Source organism: Marinitoga hydrogenitolerans DSM 16785 (assembly GCF_900129175.1).
In the GTDB taxonomy this organism is placed as follows: Bacteria; Thermotogota; Thermotogae; order Petrotogales; family Petrotogaceae; genus Marinitoga; species Marinitoga hydrogenitolerans.
Map to the genome: position 1 here is coordinate 1 of NZ_FQUI01000028.1, position 18,181 is coordinate 18,181.

The 18,181-nt window shown below is 27.4% G+C and carries 13 protein-coding genes; 7 read left to right on the plus strand and 6 right to left on the minus strand.

What is annotated here, in order from left to right:
- The 6 genes from BUA62_RS07910 to BUA62_RS07935 all read left to right on the plus strand — a co-directional run.
- On the plus strand, window positions 1-1,389 hold a 1,389-nt coding region (locus BUA62_RS07910; protein WP_143148346.1), incomplete at its 5' end, for a methyl-accepting chemotaxis protein.
- 94 nt (window positions 1,390-1,483) lie between these two features.
- A complete protein-coding gene (locus BUA62_RS07915) occupies window positions 1,484-3,658 on the plus strand; it encodes a polyribonucleotide nucleotidyltransferase (RefSeq protein WP_072865220.1) in 2,175 nt (724 codons plus the stop codon).
- On the plus strand, window positions 3,633-4,853 hold the full coding sequence (locus BUA62_RS07920; protein WP_072865222.1) for a M16 family metallopeptidase: 1,221 nt from the start codon (window positions 3,633-3,635) through the stop codon (window positions 4,851-4,853). Before BUA62_RS07915 ends, BUA62_RS07920 begins: the two co-directional genes overlap by 26 nt.
- 14 nt (window positions 4,854-4,867) lie before the next feature.
- Complete coding sequence (locus tag BUA62_RS07925) at window positions 4,868-5,878, plus strand: HD-GYP domain-containing protein (protein ID WP_072865224.1); 1,011 nt, start codon at window positions 4,868-4,870, stop codon at window positions 5,876-5,878.
- Window positions 5,875-6,945 (plus strand): HD-GYP domain-containing protein, encoded by a 1,071-nt coding sequence (locus tag BUA62_RS07930; RefSeq protein ID WP_072865226.1) that lies wholly within the window; start codon window positions 5,875-5,877, stop codon window positions 6,943-6,945. The genes BUA62_RS07925 and BUA62_RS07930 overlap by 4 nt, the downstream gene beginning before the upstream one ends.
- Before the next feature lie 9 nt (window positions 6,946-6,954).
- Window positions 6,955-8,046: an HD-GYP domain-containing protein gene (locus BUA62_RS07935; RefSeq protein WP_072865228.1), complete on the plus strand. Its 1,092-nt coding sequence runs from the start codon at window positions 6,955-6,957 to the stop codon at window positions 8,044-8,046.
- On the opposite strand, the gene BUA62_RS11695 is transcribed toward BUA62_RS07935, so the two are convergent.
- The 6 genes from BUA62_RS11695 to BUA62_RS07970 all read right to left on the minus strand — a co-directional run bounded on the left by BUA62_RS11695 (window position 8,039) and on the right by BUA62_RS07970 (window position 15,046).
- A complete protein-coding gene (locus BUA62_RS11695; RefSeq protein WP_200782374.1) occupies window positions 8,039-9,091 on the minus strand; it encodes a hypothetical protein in 1,053 nt (350 codons plus the stop codon). The genes BUA62_RS07935 and BUA62_RS11695 overlap by 8 nt on opposite strands.
- A gap of 1 nt (window position 9,092) precedes the next feature.
- On the minus strand, window positions 9,093-9,404 hold the full coding sequence (locus tag BUA62_RS07950) for a hypothetical protein (RefSeq protein ID WP_072865234.1): 312 nt from the start codon (window positions 9,402-9,404) through the stop codon (window positions 9,093-9,095).
- Between the two features lie 119 nt (window positions 9,405-9,523).
- Entirely contained in the window at window positions 9,524-11,992 is a 2,469-nt protein-coding gene (locus BUA62_RS07955) for an ATP-dependent Clp protease ATP-binding subunit (protein WP_072865236.1), read from the minus strand.
- Window positions 11,993-12,250: 258 nt separating this feature from the next.
- Entirely contained in the window at window positions 12,251-13,504 is a 1,254-nt protein-coding gene (locus tag BUA62_RS07960; protein WP_072865238.1) for an adenylosuccinate synthase, read from the minus strand.
- Window positions 13,505-13,662: 158 nt separating this feature from the next.
- Complete coding sequence (locus tag BUA62_RS07965) at window positions 13,663-14,325, minus strand: thioredoxin family protein (RefSeq protein ID WP_072865240.1); 663 nt, start codon at window positions 14,323-14,325, stop codon at window positions 13,663-13,665.
- Window positions 14,326-14,329: 4 nt separating this feature from the next.
- Complete coding sequence (locus BUA62_RS07970) at window positions 14,330-15,046, minus strand: cytochrome c biogenesis CcdA family protein (RefSeq protein WP_327037253.1); 717 nt, start codon at window positions 15,044-15,046, stop codon at window positions 14,330-14,332.
- A 47-nt stretch (window positions 15,047-15,093) separates the two neighbouring features.
- Here BUA62_RS07970 and BUA62_RS07975 point away from each other — a divergent pair, with 47 nt between their 5' ends.
- Window positions 15,094-18,114: a DEAD/DEAH box helicase gene (locus BUA62_RS07975; protein ID WP_072865244.1), complete on the plus strand. Its 3,021-nt coding sequence runs from the start codon at window positions 15,094-15,096 to the stop codon at window positions 18,112-18,114.
- The last annotated feature ends 67 nt before the right edge of the window (window positions 18,115-18,181 follow it).

Below are 18,181 nucleotides of genomic sequence, written 5' to 3' on the forward strand. Positions count from 1 at the left end.
ATAGTAGGAAAAGACAAAATAATGAGAAGTAATCTAAAAGGGGAAGAAACGATATTAAAACAAAAAGTAGAAACGAAATATGTAGAAAAGGCATTAAAAGGAGAAGAAGGATGGGAAATAGGAAAGAATTACAAAGGAGAAGAAGTATTAGCAGCATACGCACCATTTAAATATAAAGAAATAGAATGGGCATTCATATCAGAAATATCGACAAAAGAAGCATTCAAAGCATCAGAAAAGATAAAAACGATATTAATAATAACATCGATAATAATATTAATAATATCAATAGTAATATCATTAATATTTGCCAAAAAGATATCAAAACCATTAATAGAATTGAGTAAAAAAGTAGACAAATTTGCAACAGGGGACTTCACAGTAGAATTTGAATCAAAAGGAAAAGACGAAACGGCAATAATAGCGAAATCATTGCAAAACATGTCAAAAAAATTAAGAGAAACAATAAAATGGTTACTAGAAGCGGGACAAAAGATAGAAGAATCATCAGAAACATTAACAAAAGTATCAGAAAAGACAAAAGAAGCAAATGGAGAAGCATTAAGAAAAGCGAAAAAAATAGAAGAAAACGCAGAAAATGCAGCAGCAACAACAGAAGAACTAACATCAGGAGTAAATGAAGTATCAATAGCAGCGCAAAACGTATCAAGCAATGCAGTAGAAATAGCGCAAGAAGTAAACGAAACGACACAACTAACAGAAGAAGGAGAAAAATCAATAACAGAAATAACAAAAATAATAGAACAGGCAGTAGAAAAATCAAAAGAAACAGAAGAAACAGTAGAAATATTATCAGAAAAAGCTGCAAACATAGGAGAAATAGTAGAAACAATAACAAACATAACAGAACAAACAAACCTATTAGCGTTAAACGCAGCAATAGAAGCAGCGAGGGCAGGGGAAGCAGGAAAAGGATTTGCAGTAGTAGCAGATGAAATAAGGAAATTAGCAGAAGAAAGTAAAAAAGCGACAGAACAAATAGCGCAAATATTGACAGAAATCAAAGAAGGAGCGCAAAACGCAAACAAAGCGACAGAAGAAACAGCAGGAGTAATAAACAAAGTAGAAAAAAATGCAGAAGAAATAAAAGAAAAATTCCAAAAGATATTAGAAAGAGTAGAAAACATAAACCAGAGGATAGAAGGGTTAACAGCAAACGCAGAAGAGCAAAGCGCATCAACAGAAGAAATGGCAGCGGCAAGTGACAAAACAGCACAAATGATATTAGAGATATCAAATGAAATAACAGAGATAACAAAAGACGTGGAAGAAGAAAGTAAAGAAATAGAAAACGTAAACAAAAAAGCAGAAGAACTAGAAAAACTGGTAGATCAATTAAATGAAAAATTAAATCAATTTAAAGTATAAAAATAAAAATCCTCGGCTTCGCTGAGGATTTTTATTTTTATTTTGTTGATTTATACAATTTATGTTATAATTATATTTAAAAGGGGTGATATAGATGAAGGTATGGGAAACAGAAATTTTTGGTCGAAAATTAATTATTGAACATGGTAAAATGGCAAAACAAGCTCACGGATCTATTTTATTAAAATATGGAAAATCTGCAATATTGGTAACAGCAACAGCTTCAAAAGAAGCAAAAGAAGGAATTGATTTTTTGCCGTTAACAGTTGAATTTCAAGAAAAATTTTATGCTGTTGGTAAAATACCTGGAGGCTTTTTAAAGAGGGAAAGTAGACCGAGTAATGAGGCTATTCTTTCCTCAAGGCTTATAGATAGACCTATTAGGCCTTTATTTCCAAAAGATTTTCATAATGATATACAAGTTATTGTTACAGCTTTTTCTATGGATACCGACGATAGTATCGAAACGTGGGGGATTACAGGAGCATCTTTTGCATTGAATTTATCTCCTATTCCATTTGAAGGAATGGTTGCAGGAGTTAGGTTGGGATATGTTAATGAGAAATTTATTGTTTTTCCTACTCAGGAAGAATTGAAGAATAGTAAAATGGATATTGTTGTAGCTGGTACAAAAGAAGCCATAACTATGGTTGAAGGCGAATCATTAGAAGTTTCAGAAGAAGAAATGGTTAAAGCTTTATTATTTGCACATGATGCAATTAAGCAAATTATTGAATTTCAAGAAAAGGTTGTTTCGGAATTTCAAATAGAAAAATGGGAAGTAATTCCACCAGAAATTCCTGAAAATTTCGTTGAAGATTTTGAACAATTGATAAATGATGAAGAACTGAAAAAAAGAATTTTAGTAAAAGGTAAGAAGGACAGAGATGATGCTTTAGATTCATATAGAAAAGAATTAATTGAAAAATTCCAAACAGAGTATGTAGAAAAATGGGATAATGAAACTTTTGATAAATATAAGAAATTCATTTTTGAAGCATATGATGAAAGAATTAAAAAAATAATGAGAAAAATGATAGTTGAAGAAAACATTAGAGCTGATGGTAGGAAAATAGATGAAATAAGACCTATAACCTGTGAAGTGGGATTGTTTGAAAAAACACACGGATCAGCATTGTTTACAAGAGGTGAAACGCAGAGTTTAGGCGTAGTTACTCTTGGGGAACCTATGGATGTGCAAATAATAGATACAATTTTTGAAGAGGGCGAAAGAAGATTTATGTTACATTATAATTTCCCCCCATATTCAACAGGTGAAGTAAAAGGATTAAGATTAAGTAGAAGAGAAATTGGACACGGACATCTTGCAGAACGTTCTTTAAAAAACATTATTCCTTCAGAAGAAGAATTTCCTTATATTATTAGAGTTGTTTCTGAAATTTTAGAGTCTAATGGTTCTTCATCCATGGCAACAGTTTGTTCGGGTTCTTTAGCCTTGATGGATGCAGGTGTGCCAATTCCAAAACATGTTGCAGGAGTTGCTATGGGTTTAATATTTGAAGGTGAAAAATTTGTAGTTCTCACAGATATTTTAGGAATGGAAGACCATTTAGGAGATATGGATTTTAAGGTTACAGGAACTAAAGATGGAATAACGGCATTTCAAATGGATGTAAAGGTTGCAGGGGTTAATGAAGAGGTGTTAACAGAAGCCTTAAAAAGAGCAAAAATAGCTAGGCTTCATATATTGGACTTAATGTATGATACAATCTCTGAACCAAGAAAAGAACTTTCACCATACGCTCCATTAATAAAAACTATGAAAATACCAATTGACAAAATTTCAGAGGTAATAGGTCCTGGCGGAAGAATTATTAAAGGAATTCATAAAGATTTTAATGTTGAAGTATCTATTGATGATGAAACTGGTTTAACAAAGATAAGTGGATATAACATTGAAAGTATAGAAAATGCAATAAAATATATTGGAAATTTAATTAAAGAGTTAAAAGAAGGAGAAGTTTTCGAAGGTAAAGTATCTAGAATTGAAAATTATGGTTTATTTGTTGAAATTATTCCTGGAAAACTTGGTTTGTTACATATGTCAAACTTAGGTAAGGATGCAAAAGAATTATTAAAAACGATTAAAATAGGAGATATTATGAAAGTCGAAATTGTTAGCATAGATGATAATGGAAAAATACAACTAAAAAAATTTGGTGAAAAAACAGCACCAAAAAGACCTCATAGAAGACAAAATTTTTCAAAATCGGGGGTAAAGAATGATAAAGAAAAGAACGCTGAATAATAACTTAGATATATTACTTATTCCAAGAAATAATGTAAGAAGTGTATCAATTATTGCAGCGGTTAGAGCAGGATCTGCTCATGAACCTGAAAGGTTAATGGGAATATCGCATTTAATCGAGCATTCTGTATTTAGGGGAACGATATATAGAAATATGGAAGAAATAAAAAGACCCATTGAAGAATTCGGTGGGTCGTTAAATGCTTTTACAGGCAAGAATTTAACAGCTTATTATGCAAAAGTTCCTTTAAGTGCTGCAAAAGTTGGTTTTGAAATTATAATGGATATTATTTTTAATGCAGAATTTAATGAAGAAGATATAGAAAAAGAAAAGAAAATCGTTTTAGATGAAATAGCAATGTATGAAGATGAACCTGTGGAAAATACATTTGAACAATTGCATAAGATTATGTTTTCAAATGAATTTGCCTTTCCTATTCTTGGAACGAAAGAAAGTGTATCGAAATTAACTTCGTCTATATTAAAAAAGTATTATATGGAAAAATATACTCCTGAAAATATAGTTTTAGCTCTAGTTGGACCTGAAGAAGAGTTAGAAAGCCTTTCGTCGATAGCAAAAGATTTAATACCTGATAGAAAAGGGAAAAAATGTTCTTTCAAAAGTCCTGTATTTAAAGATGAAATTCAAAAATTCGAAAAAGAAAAAGAAGAACTTTCGCAAATTTATATAGCCTATTCTTTCAAGGCACCGTCAAAAATGTCAAAAGATTTCTTTAGTACTGCCATTATGAAGACTTTTTTAGGAAGTGGAATGAGCTCACTTTTATTTACTAAAATAAGAGAAGAATTGGGATTAGCTTATGAAATTACTGCAGATTATTCAGCGTATAATGATAACGGAACATTTACAATATTTGCAGCAACTGTACCTGAAAACTTTGAGAAATTAAATAATGCTATTTATGAAAATGTTCGAAATATTAACACAATTAAAAAAATTGAAAATTGGATTGAATATGGTAAAAAGAGATTGTCTGGGAAATATATGTTAGAAACTGAAAATGGATTGAATTTTGGATTTTTAGCTTTAGATTATTATTTATCTTTTGAAAAATTAATTGATATTGATGCAATAGTAGAAAAAATAAATCTACAAGAAAATGATAATATTATTAATATTGCTAATAAAATTTTTAATCAAGATCCTTATATATCTATAGTAAAACCAAAATAATTGGGGATGGGATTTTGAAGAAAAAAATAAGTAATTTACAACCTGGGATGATTGTAGGGGAAGATATTTATAATTTAAAAAACAGATTAAGTTTAAAAAAAGGTCAAAAGTTAGACAAAAACACAATTGACCTTCTTTTGCATAGTGATATAACAGAAATTGAAATAGAAGAAACGACGTCTTCAACTGGGTTTATACAAAAAACCTTTGAAGAACTTCCGAATATAGTTGATGAGGTCATTTATAATAAATGGATTAATTCAATAAATGATTTGTTTCATAATTTTAAAAAAGAAGAAACATATATATCTTTGAATAATATAACAGAAGAAATATATAAAGCCCTTGATATAAAAGAGTATTTTGTTTTAAATTTTATAAATTCTTTTGGGAATGATAGTTTAAATTATCATTCTTTAAATACAGCAATTATTGTTTCAATAATTGCAAAGAAGATAGAAATTCCATACGTTATGTATAAACAAACGGTAAAATTTGCATTGATACATGATATTGGTTATGCAATGCTTGATGAACGTATTATAAATGATTTTGAAAGTGATGAAAGAAATGCATTGATACATAATATTGTAGCATACAAAAAACTGCAGGATTTAAAAGCAACATTAAATCATGAAATATTGGAAAGTATTCTTTATCATCATGAACGCTATGACGGAAAAGGTAAATTTCACTTAAAAGGTGAAAAAGTACCACCTTTAGTTAGAATCACCCAGGTTGCAGATGCCTATACTTCATTGACGGAACTTGGATATACTCCGTATCAGGCATTATCATGGATATTAAAAAAATGTGGATTTATATTTGATCCATATTATGTTGGTTTATTATATGAAATTACAGGATACTATCCAACAGGTACAAAGGTAAAATTAAGTGATGGTTCAATAGGTACTGTGCTTAAGAGAAATGAAATAGAATTTTTTCCTGAAGTTTTGATAAATAATCAACCAGTAAAAACGGGGCCAGATACTGATATATATATAAAAGAGGTGATTGAATGAAAATAATCCCTCTTAATAAAGCTAAATTTGGTATGTTTCTTGCAATGGATGTTAGAGATACTACAGGGAAAATTATTTTAAAAAAAGGAACAGAAATAAATGAAACTATTATATATAAATTAAAAAAAGCGGGAATTTTTAATATACCTGTAAAATCTGCTAATGTCATGAGCGAATTAAATAAAGAAACCAAAAAACACAGTGTAATTAGCAAAGAAAACTTAGATTTAAATTATAAAAAAGTAAAAGATTTATTCAAAAATTTAGAAGATAACAATTATCTTGATATAGATGCTGTTATAGATATAGCATCTTCTATAAAAAATGATTTAGAAAATAATTTTTCTGATAAATTGTTTGTTCCACTAAAAAAGCTTAGAGATTTTGATGAATATTTATATTCACATTCTTTAAATGTAATGATTATAAGCTCATTATTAGCAATTGAAAACGGTATAATAGGTGATGAACTATTAAATATATCAATTTCGTCTCTTCTTCATGATATTGGAAAGACAAAAGTTCCTATTGAAATAATGAATGCTCCTCGGCCGTTAACGGAAGAAGAAATGAATACAATGAGAAATCATGTATTATATGGCAAAGAAATAGCTTTAGAGAATAATTTAAGAGATATGAATATTATTGGTGGAATTTATGAACATCATGAAAGAATTGATGGTAGAGGTTACCTAGAAGGGAAAAAGAATGAACAAATAACATCATTTGGAAAAATTATAGCTATTGCTGATGTGTATGATGCTTTAACAAGTACTCGAAGTTATAAAGGGCCATGGACTCCATATAAAACAATTTCATTTATTTTAACAAATGTAGAAAAGCAATTTGATGGGACATTTGCTCAAGGCTTAATCAATTCTTTTGGTATATACCCTGTTGGAACAAGGATTCAACTAAATAACGGACAGTTTGGTACTGTTGTTGCTTCTAACAGAGCAAATAAAATACGTCCATTGATAAGGATAGATCACGGCGATGTTGTAGATTTAAGTGAAGAATATTCTTTAAGAATAGTAAAGGTATTAGACTATGTATATATAGAGTGAGGGAAAATTATGAAATTTTTATCTTTAACTAAAGTAAAACCTGGTATGATTTTAGCTATGGATATAAAAAATTTTGAAGATAAAATATTATTTAAAAAAGGAACTGTTCTCGATAATAATAAAATAAAAATTATAAAAGAAAACGGTATATTTAGAATACCTGTTAATATACCTGAAAAAGAACAGCATATTCAAATATCAATAAAAGAAGCAGCACATGCACATAGTTTTATAAGCGAAGAATTATTGGAAAAAAGTTTTAATATGGTAAAAAATCTTTTTAATGATTTAATGGATACTGGTATTGTAGATGTTGATGAAGCAACAAATATTGCCTCAAATTTAACTAAAGAAATGCAAAAAAATTTTTCTGATAAATTATATGTCCCACTCAAAAAACTTAAAAATTATGATGAATACCTTTATTCACATTCATTAAATGTTATGATTTTAGGAGCTTTAATAGGTTTAGAAGAAGGTATTTCAGATGATGAATTAATAGAATTGGCTTTAAGTGGGTTGTTACATGATATTGGGAAAACGAAAATCCCTTTAGAGATATTAAATGCTCCAAGAAAGCTATCTTCACAAGAATTTGAACTTGTTAAGAATCATGTTTTATATGCAAAAGAAATTTTAGAAACATCTAAAATTTCTGATAAGAAGGTTATTGAAGGAGCATTAGAGCACCATGAAAGATATGATGGTACAGGGTATATTTTTAAGAAAAAAGGGAATGACATCTCATATTATGGCAGAATATTGGCCATTTCAGATGTATATGATGCTTTGACAAGTACAAGGTGCTATAAAGAGCCGTGGACACCGTATAAAACATTATCTTATATACTTTCGCATGTAAATAAGCATTTTGATCCACAGCTTACTCAGAATTTAGTAAATGCTCTTGGTCTGTTTCCTCCAGGAATGGAAGTTATACTTAGTGATGGTTCAAAAGGTATCATTATTGCCACAAATAGATCTAACAAAATGAAACCTATAATAAAAATAAATGATAACATTGTAGATTTAACAGAGGAAAAAACGTTGAGAATTATTAAAATAGTAGATTATAAATATTTTGAAGATGAAGTTACTTAGAAAATTCTTTAACATGAATTTTTAAAAACTTTTGATTATCTTTAATTAAAACTATTTTATCATTTAATTCGATTATTACATTGTCTTTTAATCTTGAAAATAGTGATCTCAATTTTCTTGGGTTTATTTCTAATAAATATTTATATTTGAATTTCATATTGATTTTCCAGGTTATTGTGGTATTTTTATCTTTTGCTAAAATATAAGAATTATTTCCAAAAATTAGAAAAACCTTTGAGTTGGATGGGAGAGACGTATATATTTTATTCAAAATTTTTCTTAAATCTTTTAAATTTATTTCTTGAGATTCAAAAGGTTTGATGTTTAAATTTAAATTTATGTTGTTATTAGCTGGGTTTATTGCACCACATATTTTTATATTAATACCTTTTCCTTTAATAAAAATGGAGTTTTCGTTTAAGTATAGATTTATTTTTTCGTCTGATATTAATGACAAGGATTTTATTAAATGCCTTATGGTAACATAAGGTATCCCCCTTGAAAACGCAATTTTACTCTTTCCAAAATAACTGTATGTATTCATATTATAACCATAGGTATATGAAATAAAATCGTGATTATTTGAAACAAAGTTGATTAAATCACCTTCCATGGATTGAACGCTACAAAAATCCAATTTATCAATGAAATCTTTTAAACTAACAGTTGAGAACAAAATAGAATTATTCATATTAAATTCGGGTTTTTCAACATTTTCGCTTTCTATGTTTAAAGTCATATTTTCTAATTCAATTTTTAATCCTTCCTCTAAAGCTAACATTCTAACAAGTGGGTTTTCTTCTTCTTTTAACCCTCTCAATAATCCTTTTAAATGCTGTATTGGAATTTTATATACTTTTTCAAAAGGGAAAAATTCCTTTGAAAAAAAAAGATCTGCAACAGCACATCCATCGGTCATAGAGACTCTTAAAACTCTATCAAAATATAAATAAATATATCTATGTAATGGTTCAATATTCCCACAAAACTTATCTGCGAATTCCGTGATTTTTAATAATCTTTTTGTAGGTATCCACCCCTCCATTCTAGTCCTCCATTTCAAATTCTTCTTTGGTAATAGCAGTTCCACCAATTAAATCATAATTTAATAATCTATAGTTTCCATCGAATTCAGCATTTAAATTTATTTTTTCAGGACATTTGGAACCGATGTATTCTTTGTTAATAACATATGTAGCCTTCCCATCATATGAAGTAGAAAAATCATATCCTCTTCTCAAATAACTTCTAAATTCTTCATTACAATGATTACATTTAAAATAAATAACCAGAGAATTTTGCTCAGCATAAAACGGATTTTTATTAATATCCTTTTTTTTCTTTTTAAACCAAAACATATTATCACCTCAGCATAATTATATCATAAAAATCTCATTCGATTTGAGCTTTTTGTTTTTAATTATATTATATAAATGTTACCCCAAAACAAAAAAACCGGCATAAAAATGCCGGTTTTTCATTCTTCTTTAGATTTTATTTCTCCTTTTCCTACTCTAATAGTCAATCTATCATCTTTTAAGTCTATTATAACCTTACTCTTTGGTGGTATTTCTCCAGCAATTATTTTGTTAGCCAATTCCATTTCAATTTCTCTTTCAATAACTCTTCTTAGTGGTCTTGCACCAAAGATTCTATCATAACCTTTTCTTGCAATATATTCTTTTGCATCTTCTGTAATCATTAATTCTAAATCTTTTTCTTTTAATCTTTCTTCTAATCTTCTCATCATAATACCAACAATTTCTTTTACCTCTTCTATTGTTAATGGTTTAAATACAACAACTTCATCTAATCTGTTTAAAAATTCTGGCCTAAAGTATTTTTTTAATTCTTCTCTTACAATTTTTTCCAAGTCTCTTTCCTCGTTGAGTTTTTCTTCTTCATTCACAAATCCTAATTTTCCTCTGTTTTCTAATTTATTTAATATGTTTTCAGACCCTATATTACTTGTCATAATAATTATTGTATTTCTGAAATCGACAGTATTACCTTTTCCATCTGTTAATCTACCATCATCTAAAACCTGTAATAATATATTAAAAACATCTGGATGTGCTTTTTCAATTTCATCAATAAGTATTACAGAATAAGGTTTTCTTCTAACAGCTTCAGTCAATTGACCACCTTGTTCGTATCCAACATATCCTGGAGGTGAACCTATTAATCTTGAAACTGCGTGTTTTTCCATGTATTCAGACATATCAATTCTTATTAAAGCTTCTTCTGTGTCAAATAGAACTTCAGCTAAAGATTTTGCAAGTTCAGTTTTACCAACACCAGTTGGACCTAAGAACAAGAAAGAACCAATTGGTCTGGTTGGATCTTTTAATCCTGCTCTAGCCTTTCTTACATGTTGTGAAACCTTTTTAATTGCTTCTTCTTGCCCTACAACACGTTTATGTAATTCCTTTTCAAGATTTAATAATTTTTCTCTTTCTTCTTCTAACATTTTTTTAGCTGGAATACCTGTCCATTTTTCTATAACCTCAGCTATTCTATCTTCGTCAACTACAACTTCTTCATCTTCTTTATCCTTTTCTTCTTCATAGTGTTTTTTCATTTCTTCTATTTGTTTTTCCAATTCAAATAAATCCTTTTTCTTTAATGCTGCCTTCTCATATTCGCCTTTTACTGTTAATTCATTAATTTCCTCTTCTAATTCTTTAGCTTCATATTCCAACTTTTTTATATTAGAAAGTTTTGAACTTTTTTCAAGCCTTGCTTTAGCAGAAGCTTCGTCGATTAAATCTATGGCCTTATCTGGTAAAAATCTATCAGTTATATATCTATGAGATAATTTTACTGCAGCAACAACAGCACTATCATCTATAGTTACATTATGATGTTTTTCAAATGTTTCTTTTAATCCTCTTAAAATAGCAATAGCATCCTCTTCGCTTGGTTCATCAACCTGTACAGGTTGGAATCTTCTCGCTAAAGCCTTATCTTTTTCGATATATTGTCTATACTCATCTAAAGTGGTTGCACCTATAACTCGTAGTTCTCCTCTTGCCAAATCAGGTTTTAACATATTAGCGGCATCCATTGAATTACCTTCAGCCTTTCCAGCCCCAATAATTGTATGCAATTCATCTATAAATAATATAATTTTATCTCCCTGTTTTTTCACTTCATCAATAACATTTTTTAATCTTTCTTCAAATTCACCTCTAAATTTAGCTCCAGCCAATAATCTACCCATATCAAGTTGCAATATTCTTTTATCTATTAAAGCATCCGGAACGGCACCTTTAATAATTCTTTGAGCTAATCCTTCAACAATAGCTGTTTTACCAACACCAGGGTCACCTACTAAAACAGGATTGTTTTTTGTTTTTCTGCTTAAAATTTCAATAGTTCTTTGAATTTCCAGATCTCTACCTATAACAGGCATCAATTTCTTTTCTTCAGCCATTTTTGTTAAATCAATTGTAAATTGTGCAAGGACATCCGCTATATTTTCTTCGGCACCTTCTTTTGTAACCTTTATGTTTTTTAATTCCTCATAAATTTCATTTGTAGTTAATCCGTATTTAGAAAATAATTTTGCTGAATAAGAAGTGCCATCGAGCATTATAGCTAGCAATAAATGTAAAGTTGTTATCAATTTATGCTTTGTTTTCCTTGCTTCTGATTTTGCTATTTCAAAAATTCTTTCTAAAGTTGGGGATATATATATTCTATTGTCCCTCATCCCACCAAAAGAATATTGAACATTTTCTTCTAACTCATTTTCAATATTTTCTCTAATAGCTTCAACATTAATAGTTTCGAATAATCTTTTTACATATTCATCATCACTATCAAGTATAGATAATGTTATATGCTCTGGAGTTACAACATTTGTTCCATAACCATTTGCTAATGTTCTGGCATTTTCGATTATTTCCAGAGCCTTTTCGGTAAAGTTTTTTGGATTCATCATTTCCAACACCTCCTAATATACGTTATTTCTATTTTAGCATTTGTAACATTTGTTTGCTAACAAACATTAAAAAAAAATAATTCAATCATATTCGTTTTGATTAGACGCACATTTTCAAAAAAAGTTCAAAAATATCATAACTTTAAGCAATTTTAACATTAGATTGCTAATTGTATTTTAGCATACATTTTTTTCAAAAATATTAATAAAGAATAAAATATAAAAAAGCCCTTTAAAAACAAAGGGCTTGGAAAAATGTTATATTTTCATTATTAAATCATTTTTAGAACACATTTCTTCAGTTTTCGGACCATAAGAAATATGTGATATTTCAATTCCTGTTTTTTCTTCTATAAAAGACATGTATTTTAAAAAGTTTATATGGTTTGTGTCAGGCCAACCTTTTAGAGTTTCGTATATAGGTTTTCCAACAAAAAAATCATAAGAAGATGTCGGAATTTCTTTAACATCTCTATTAACATTATATGCTACACATACCTTTATTTCATCTAAACCATTTAAAACATCGGCTTTTGTAATAATGAACTTTGTTAAACCTGATCGTAATTTAGCATATCTTAAAGCTGGTAGATCAAGCCATCCCACTCTTCTTGGTCTTCCTGTGGTTGCTCCAAATTCGTTTCCCTTTTTTCTTATTACTTCACCAATCTCTTTTAACTCTTCTGTAGGAAATGGTCCTTCTCCAACTCTGGTTGTGTATGCTTTTAATACACCCAATACTTCATCGAGCTCAAATGTTGAAAAGCCGACAGAAGAAACACCATGAGCCATTGTTGCACCGGAAGTTACAAAAGGATATGTTCCAAAATCGAGATCAAGTAAAACTCCTTGAGCTCCTTCGAATAATACAGAGGTATTTCTAAAAACATTTGCCATATCTATTGCAGATGTGAAATTGACATTTAATTTTTCGAGTTTTCTTTTTTGATTCATTAAAAAAGAAAATATATCTTTTGGTTTGAACTTAAATCTTTTGCCAAATATTTTCTTTTTTAAATAAATAATTTCTTCTAATCTTTCTTTTAATAAATCCTCATCAAAGAGATGATAAATCTTAAAACCTTCTCTTGAAACTTTATCAGTATAAGCAGGACCTATTCCCTTCCTAGTTGTTCCAATAGGATTTTTTCTCAATTCTTCCAAAATACCATCTTCTTCTTTATGATATGGTAATACCATAAAAGCTTCTAAATCTATATAAATTTTGGAGGATACACCAGGAAAATCTGTTTCTAAAATTTCTAATTCTTTTATTAATTGTTCAATATCAATTACCATCCCAGCACCAAGAAAAGCTTTAGAATTGCTGTTAGGAATAATTGAAGGAAGAAGATGATTAACGTATTTCTTATTGTTATAATATATGGTATGTCCTGCATTGGCTCCACCAGAAAATCTTACAATCCATTCATAACCTTTTGAAAAATAATTAACAACCTTACCTTTACCCTCATCTCCCCATTGAGCACCAACAATTGCCACTCTTTCCATTCAATTCACCTCCAAAAAAGTAAAAAAGCCCCATTATAGGGCTTTTATTGTATTATTAAAATCAGTTTTAAAATATTTTTCATAATAAAACCTTCCTTGTGATTTTATTATTCAACGAAGGTATTATATCATATTCTTTCTTTTGTTGCAACAATTATTTACTTTTTATAGATTACAACAAAATAATTTTCTTCTACATCTTTATTTTTTTTATCAATAATAACATTTACATATTCGTCGAGGTTTTTATTATATTCTTTTGTATTAGGGTCTGCTTTTAATAAAAAATCCACATCATTCTTTTTTAAGTTCAAAACACGCTTATCTATATTGACATTAATATTTTTTCTCAAAAACGCATCATATTTAATTTGCTCTTTTTTATAATACTTAAAATATTTTAATATAGTTAAAAAAGTCGTTTTTTCAATATAACCAGGCAATTGAGCTAAAGGCTCTCCTTTATTGTTAAAAAAGAAAAATGTGGGAGTTCCTCTCACACCAAAAGCACCAAACAACTCAACATAAGTCATGCTTTTTCCATTAAATACAGCTTTCTTATCCCTTTCAGCGTAAATTTCAGCAAAAATAAATTCAGTTCTTAACCATTTTTGTATTTCATCATCTAACAATGTTTCGCTTTTAAATTTTTTACAATAATAACAGCTTTCAGAAGAGAACATAATAATAATATTTTTTCCTGTTATTTCACCAATTTTTAGCGCATTGTTAAAATCGTTTATAACAAAATTTCTTAAATCAACAGAAGCAAAAGAAATTATGTTTATTATAATAAACATCATAAGTACAAATTTTTTCATATAATCACACTCCTTGTAATGAATTAAATAACCCAAAAATAACTAATATTCCCATGATTATTAGCAATATACCACCAAAAATTCTAATATATTTTTCCCATTTAGGTGTCCCAAATGTTATTTTTGAAAGTATTTTACTTATTGCTCCGCTAAAAAATAAAAATGGAATTGAAATACCCAAAGAATAAACAAACAACATTAATCCTCCAGAAAAAATATTAGAAGTAGTTGAAGCAAAAGTTAGAACAGCAGCAAGTACAGGCCCAGAACATGGAATCCATACAAATGAAATTAAAATACCAATAATAAAAGCGCTGAAAAATGATGTGTTTTTGTGTTTATTTAAATCAATTTTGAAACCTTTAAAACCGTCTTTTCCGAATAAATAAAATATTCCTAATGAAATAATAAAAAAACCTGATATAATATTAAATATACTTTGATATGTCGAAAGAAAACTTCCCACAGTTCCAGCAAAAACACCTAAAATAGAAAAAAATATACTTAATCCTAGAAAAAATGCAATACCTCTTTTAATAGTTAACATTGTATCATTTAAATCAGTCATTAATATACCAAAAAATAATGGAATAAGAGGTAATACACACGGACTAAAAAAAGAAATTATACCACCTAAAAGCGCACCTAAATAACCTATCGCAGGTTGGACATTTAACGTTAAGGTATCTATTTTTCCACCCCCTATATATATTATTTGTATATATAATTATAACAAATTTCATCGTATTTACCAAAGAGGTGATTTATATGGAAAATAATTTATTTGCAATACTAAGAAAATTAGAATTATTAAAAAAACGAATTCCAACGCATATACTTGAAAAAGGTTCAAAAATGTACGAAGAAGCAGTTGATGAAAATTATGATAATGTATTTATAGATTATTTCTATTCTTATGAAAAAAATAATTTAATTACTTATTCTATGATTGTATTACAAAACTCATATTATTATAGACAAGCATTTTATAAACCAATTGTTACTATTAATACTGAAACATTAAGAATTAATTATGAATGTTCATGTCAACACAAAAATGATAATCAAGATATATGTGAACATATTTTTATGCTAATATTAGAAATAGAAAATCGTTTAAAAAGTAATGGTATTTTTAAAGACGAATATAAAACGGCTTTAAACCCTGATGTTTTTTTTAATTTTTACGATTACGGAGATACTTATTATTTAATCTATCCTGATTCAAATGGTTCAATTATAAAATTAGCCCAAAAAAATAAAAATAGAATAGTTTTAAGAAAGGATATTAACACTTTTGATGATGTTGAAAAGTTTTTAAAGACAAAAATACCAGAAGATGAAATTGAAATAAAAAAATTAATAACTCCTATACCATTACATAGTTCTGGAATTACATTAAAAGATAGAAAATTCAAATTAGTTCTAAATAATTTTGAAGATTTAAAGAAAATAAATAATAAAAAAATTCTATTCAAAAATAAAAAAACTATACAATGGAATGATGATTTAAAATTCAAACTTTATATTAGCAAAACAGAAAATGAAAATAATATATCTATAAAATTACTTCCAAAAATAACTCCAGAGAATATCATGTATTCTGTAACAGATTCTGTTTATTATGAAAAAAATAATTTTTCATTAATAAAATCAAAAACATTAGTAAATTTTCCATCTAGTGGAGATATTCAAACCTATGTTTTAGTCAAAAACAAAGATAGTCTTGAAAAGTTTATAAAAGATTACTTAGTTAAATATGAAAAATATGGCTTTGAAATTGAAATAGATGAAAATCTAAATATTAACAAAAATCTCTTTATTCCAAAATTAAATATATATATAAATTTTGCAAAAACAGAATTTCATATAAAAGGGAAATTTTTGTATGGCAAAGAAATTGAATTAAATGAAGATTATAATAAAAAAAATATTGAAGAAGAAAAAAAATTATTAGAATCTTTAAAAAATGCTGGAATTGAACTGGATGGGAAAGGTCATGCAATATTGGAAATTGATCAATTTTTTGATTTTATAGAAAACAAAATAAAGTCACTAGATAAAAATATAATCATCAAAATGAATAAAAATATAAAAAAGCAGGAAATAGAAAATATTCATATAAAATTAAATCTAAGAAACAATTGGTTTAATGTCGAAGGAGAAATCGAGTTAAAAGATAAGAAAAAAATAGATTTAAACGCTGTAAAAAACAGAAAAAATAATTTTATTGTTTTGAAAGATGAAACTTTTATAAAAATCCCCAATAAAATACTAGAAAAATTAAATGATTTAAAGTTTAAAGAAAATAAAATTGAGATGGAAAGTTATAATATATATTCTTTACTCAATGAAAAAGATTTTAAAATAGAAACACTAGATAAAAATACAAAAACATTTATAGAAAACATTAAAAATTTTGAAAGAATAAAAGAATACGATATTCCCGAATTAAAAATACCTATGAGAGATTACCAAATTCAAGGATATTATTTTTTAAGATATCTTCAAGAATTAAAATTTAACGGAATTTTAGCAGACGATATGGGGCTTGGAAAAACTGTACAAACTATAGCTTTAATTTTATCTTTAAAGAAAAAAAATAGAAAGTTTTTAATTATAACACCTCGTTCGGTAGTATACAACTGGGCAAATGAAATTGAAAAGTTTTCTTCTAATCTTAATTATTATATTTATCATAATAATCAAAAAAATATACCAGAGAATACAGATGTTATATTAACAACATATGGAACCATAAGAAATTCATTTGAAGAATTTAAAAAAATAAAATTATTTTATATCATTTTAGATGAGGCACAATACATAAAAAATAATGAAACTAAATTATATAAGACAATTAGAAAATTAAAAGCCGAACATAAGTTAGCTTTAACAGGAACACCTTTAGAAAATTCACTAAATGATTTATACAATATATTCGATTTTTTAATGCCAGGCTTTTTTGGAAAAAGAAAAGATTTTTTAAGAAAATATAATTATTCAAATAAAGAAAGCATTGAGCTGTTAAAAAGCAAGATAAAACCTTTTATTCTACGAAGAAAAAAAGAAAATGTTTTAAAAGAATTACCACCAAAAACAGAAGAATATATATTCAATGAAATGACACAGCATCAACTGAAAATATATCATCAAGTTCTACAGGAATACAGACAAAAAATAGCAATGTCACAGGGAAATTTAAACTTTAGTATATTAGAAGGATTGTTAAGATTAAGACAAATTGTAAATCATCCGAGACTACTTGGATTAAATATAGAATCATCTAAATTTAATGAATTTAAAAAATTTGTATTAGAAGTATTAAGTGAGAATCATAAAATAGTTGTGTTTTCGCAATTTGTTAAAATGATTAATATTATGGAAGAATGGTTAAATGAAGAAGATATAAAATATAGCAAAATAACTGGTCAAACAAAAAAAAGAGTAGAGATTATTGAAGATTTTAATAGAAATAATGAGATTAAACTATTATTAGTTAGTTTAAAAGCTGGTGGAACTGGGTTAAATATAACTGGAGCAGATTATGTTATACATTATGATCCATGGTGGAATCCAGCTGTTGAAAATCAAGCAACAGATAGAGTTTATAGAATTGGTCAAACAAAAGCTGTTTTTGTATATAAATTTATCACTAAAAATTCGATAGAAGAAAAAATATTAAAATTAAAAAATGCAAAATCAGAACTTTATAACATGGCCATTACTTCGGAAAATTCTATAATCAAAAATTTATCAAAAGAAGATATGTTAAAATTATTCGAATGAAGCAACGAAATGTTGCTTCATTTTTGTTTTATTTAATTAATATTAGGTTTCCTAATCATTTAATTTT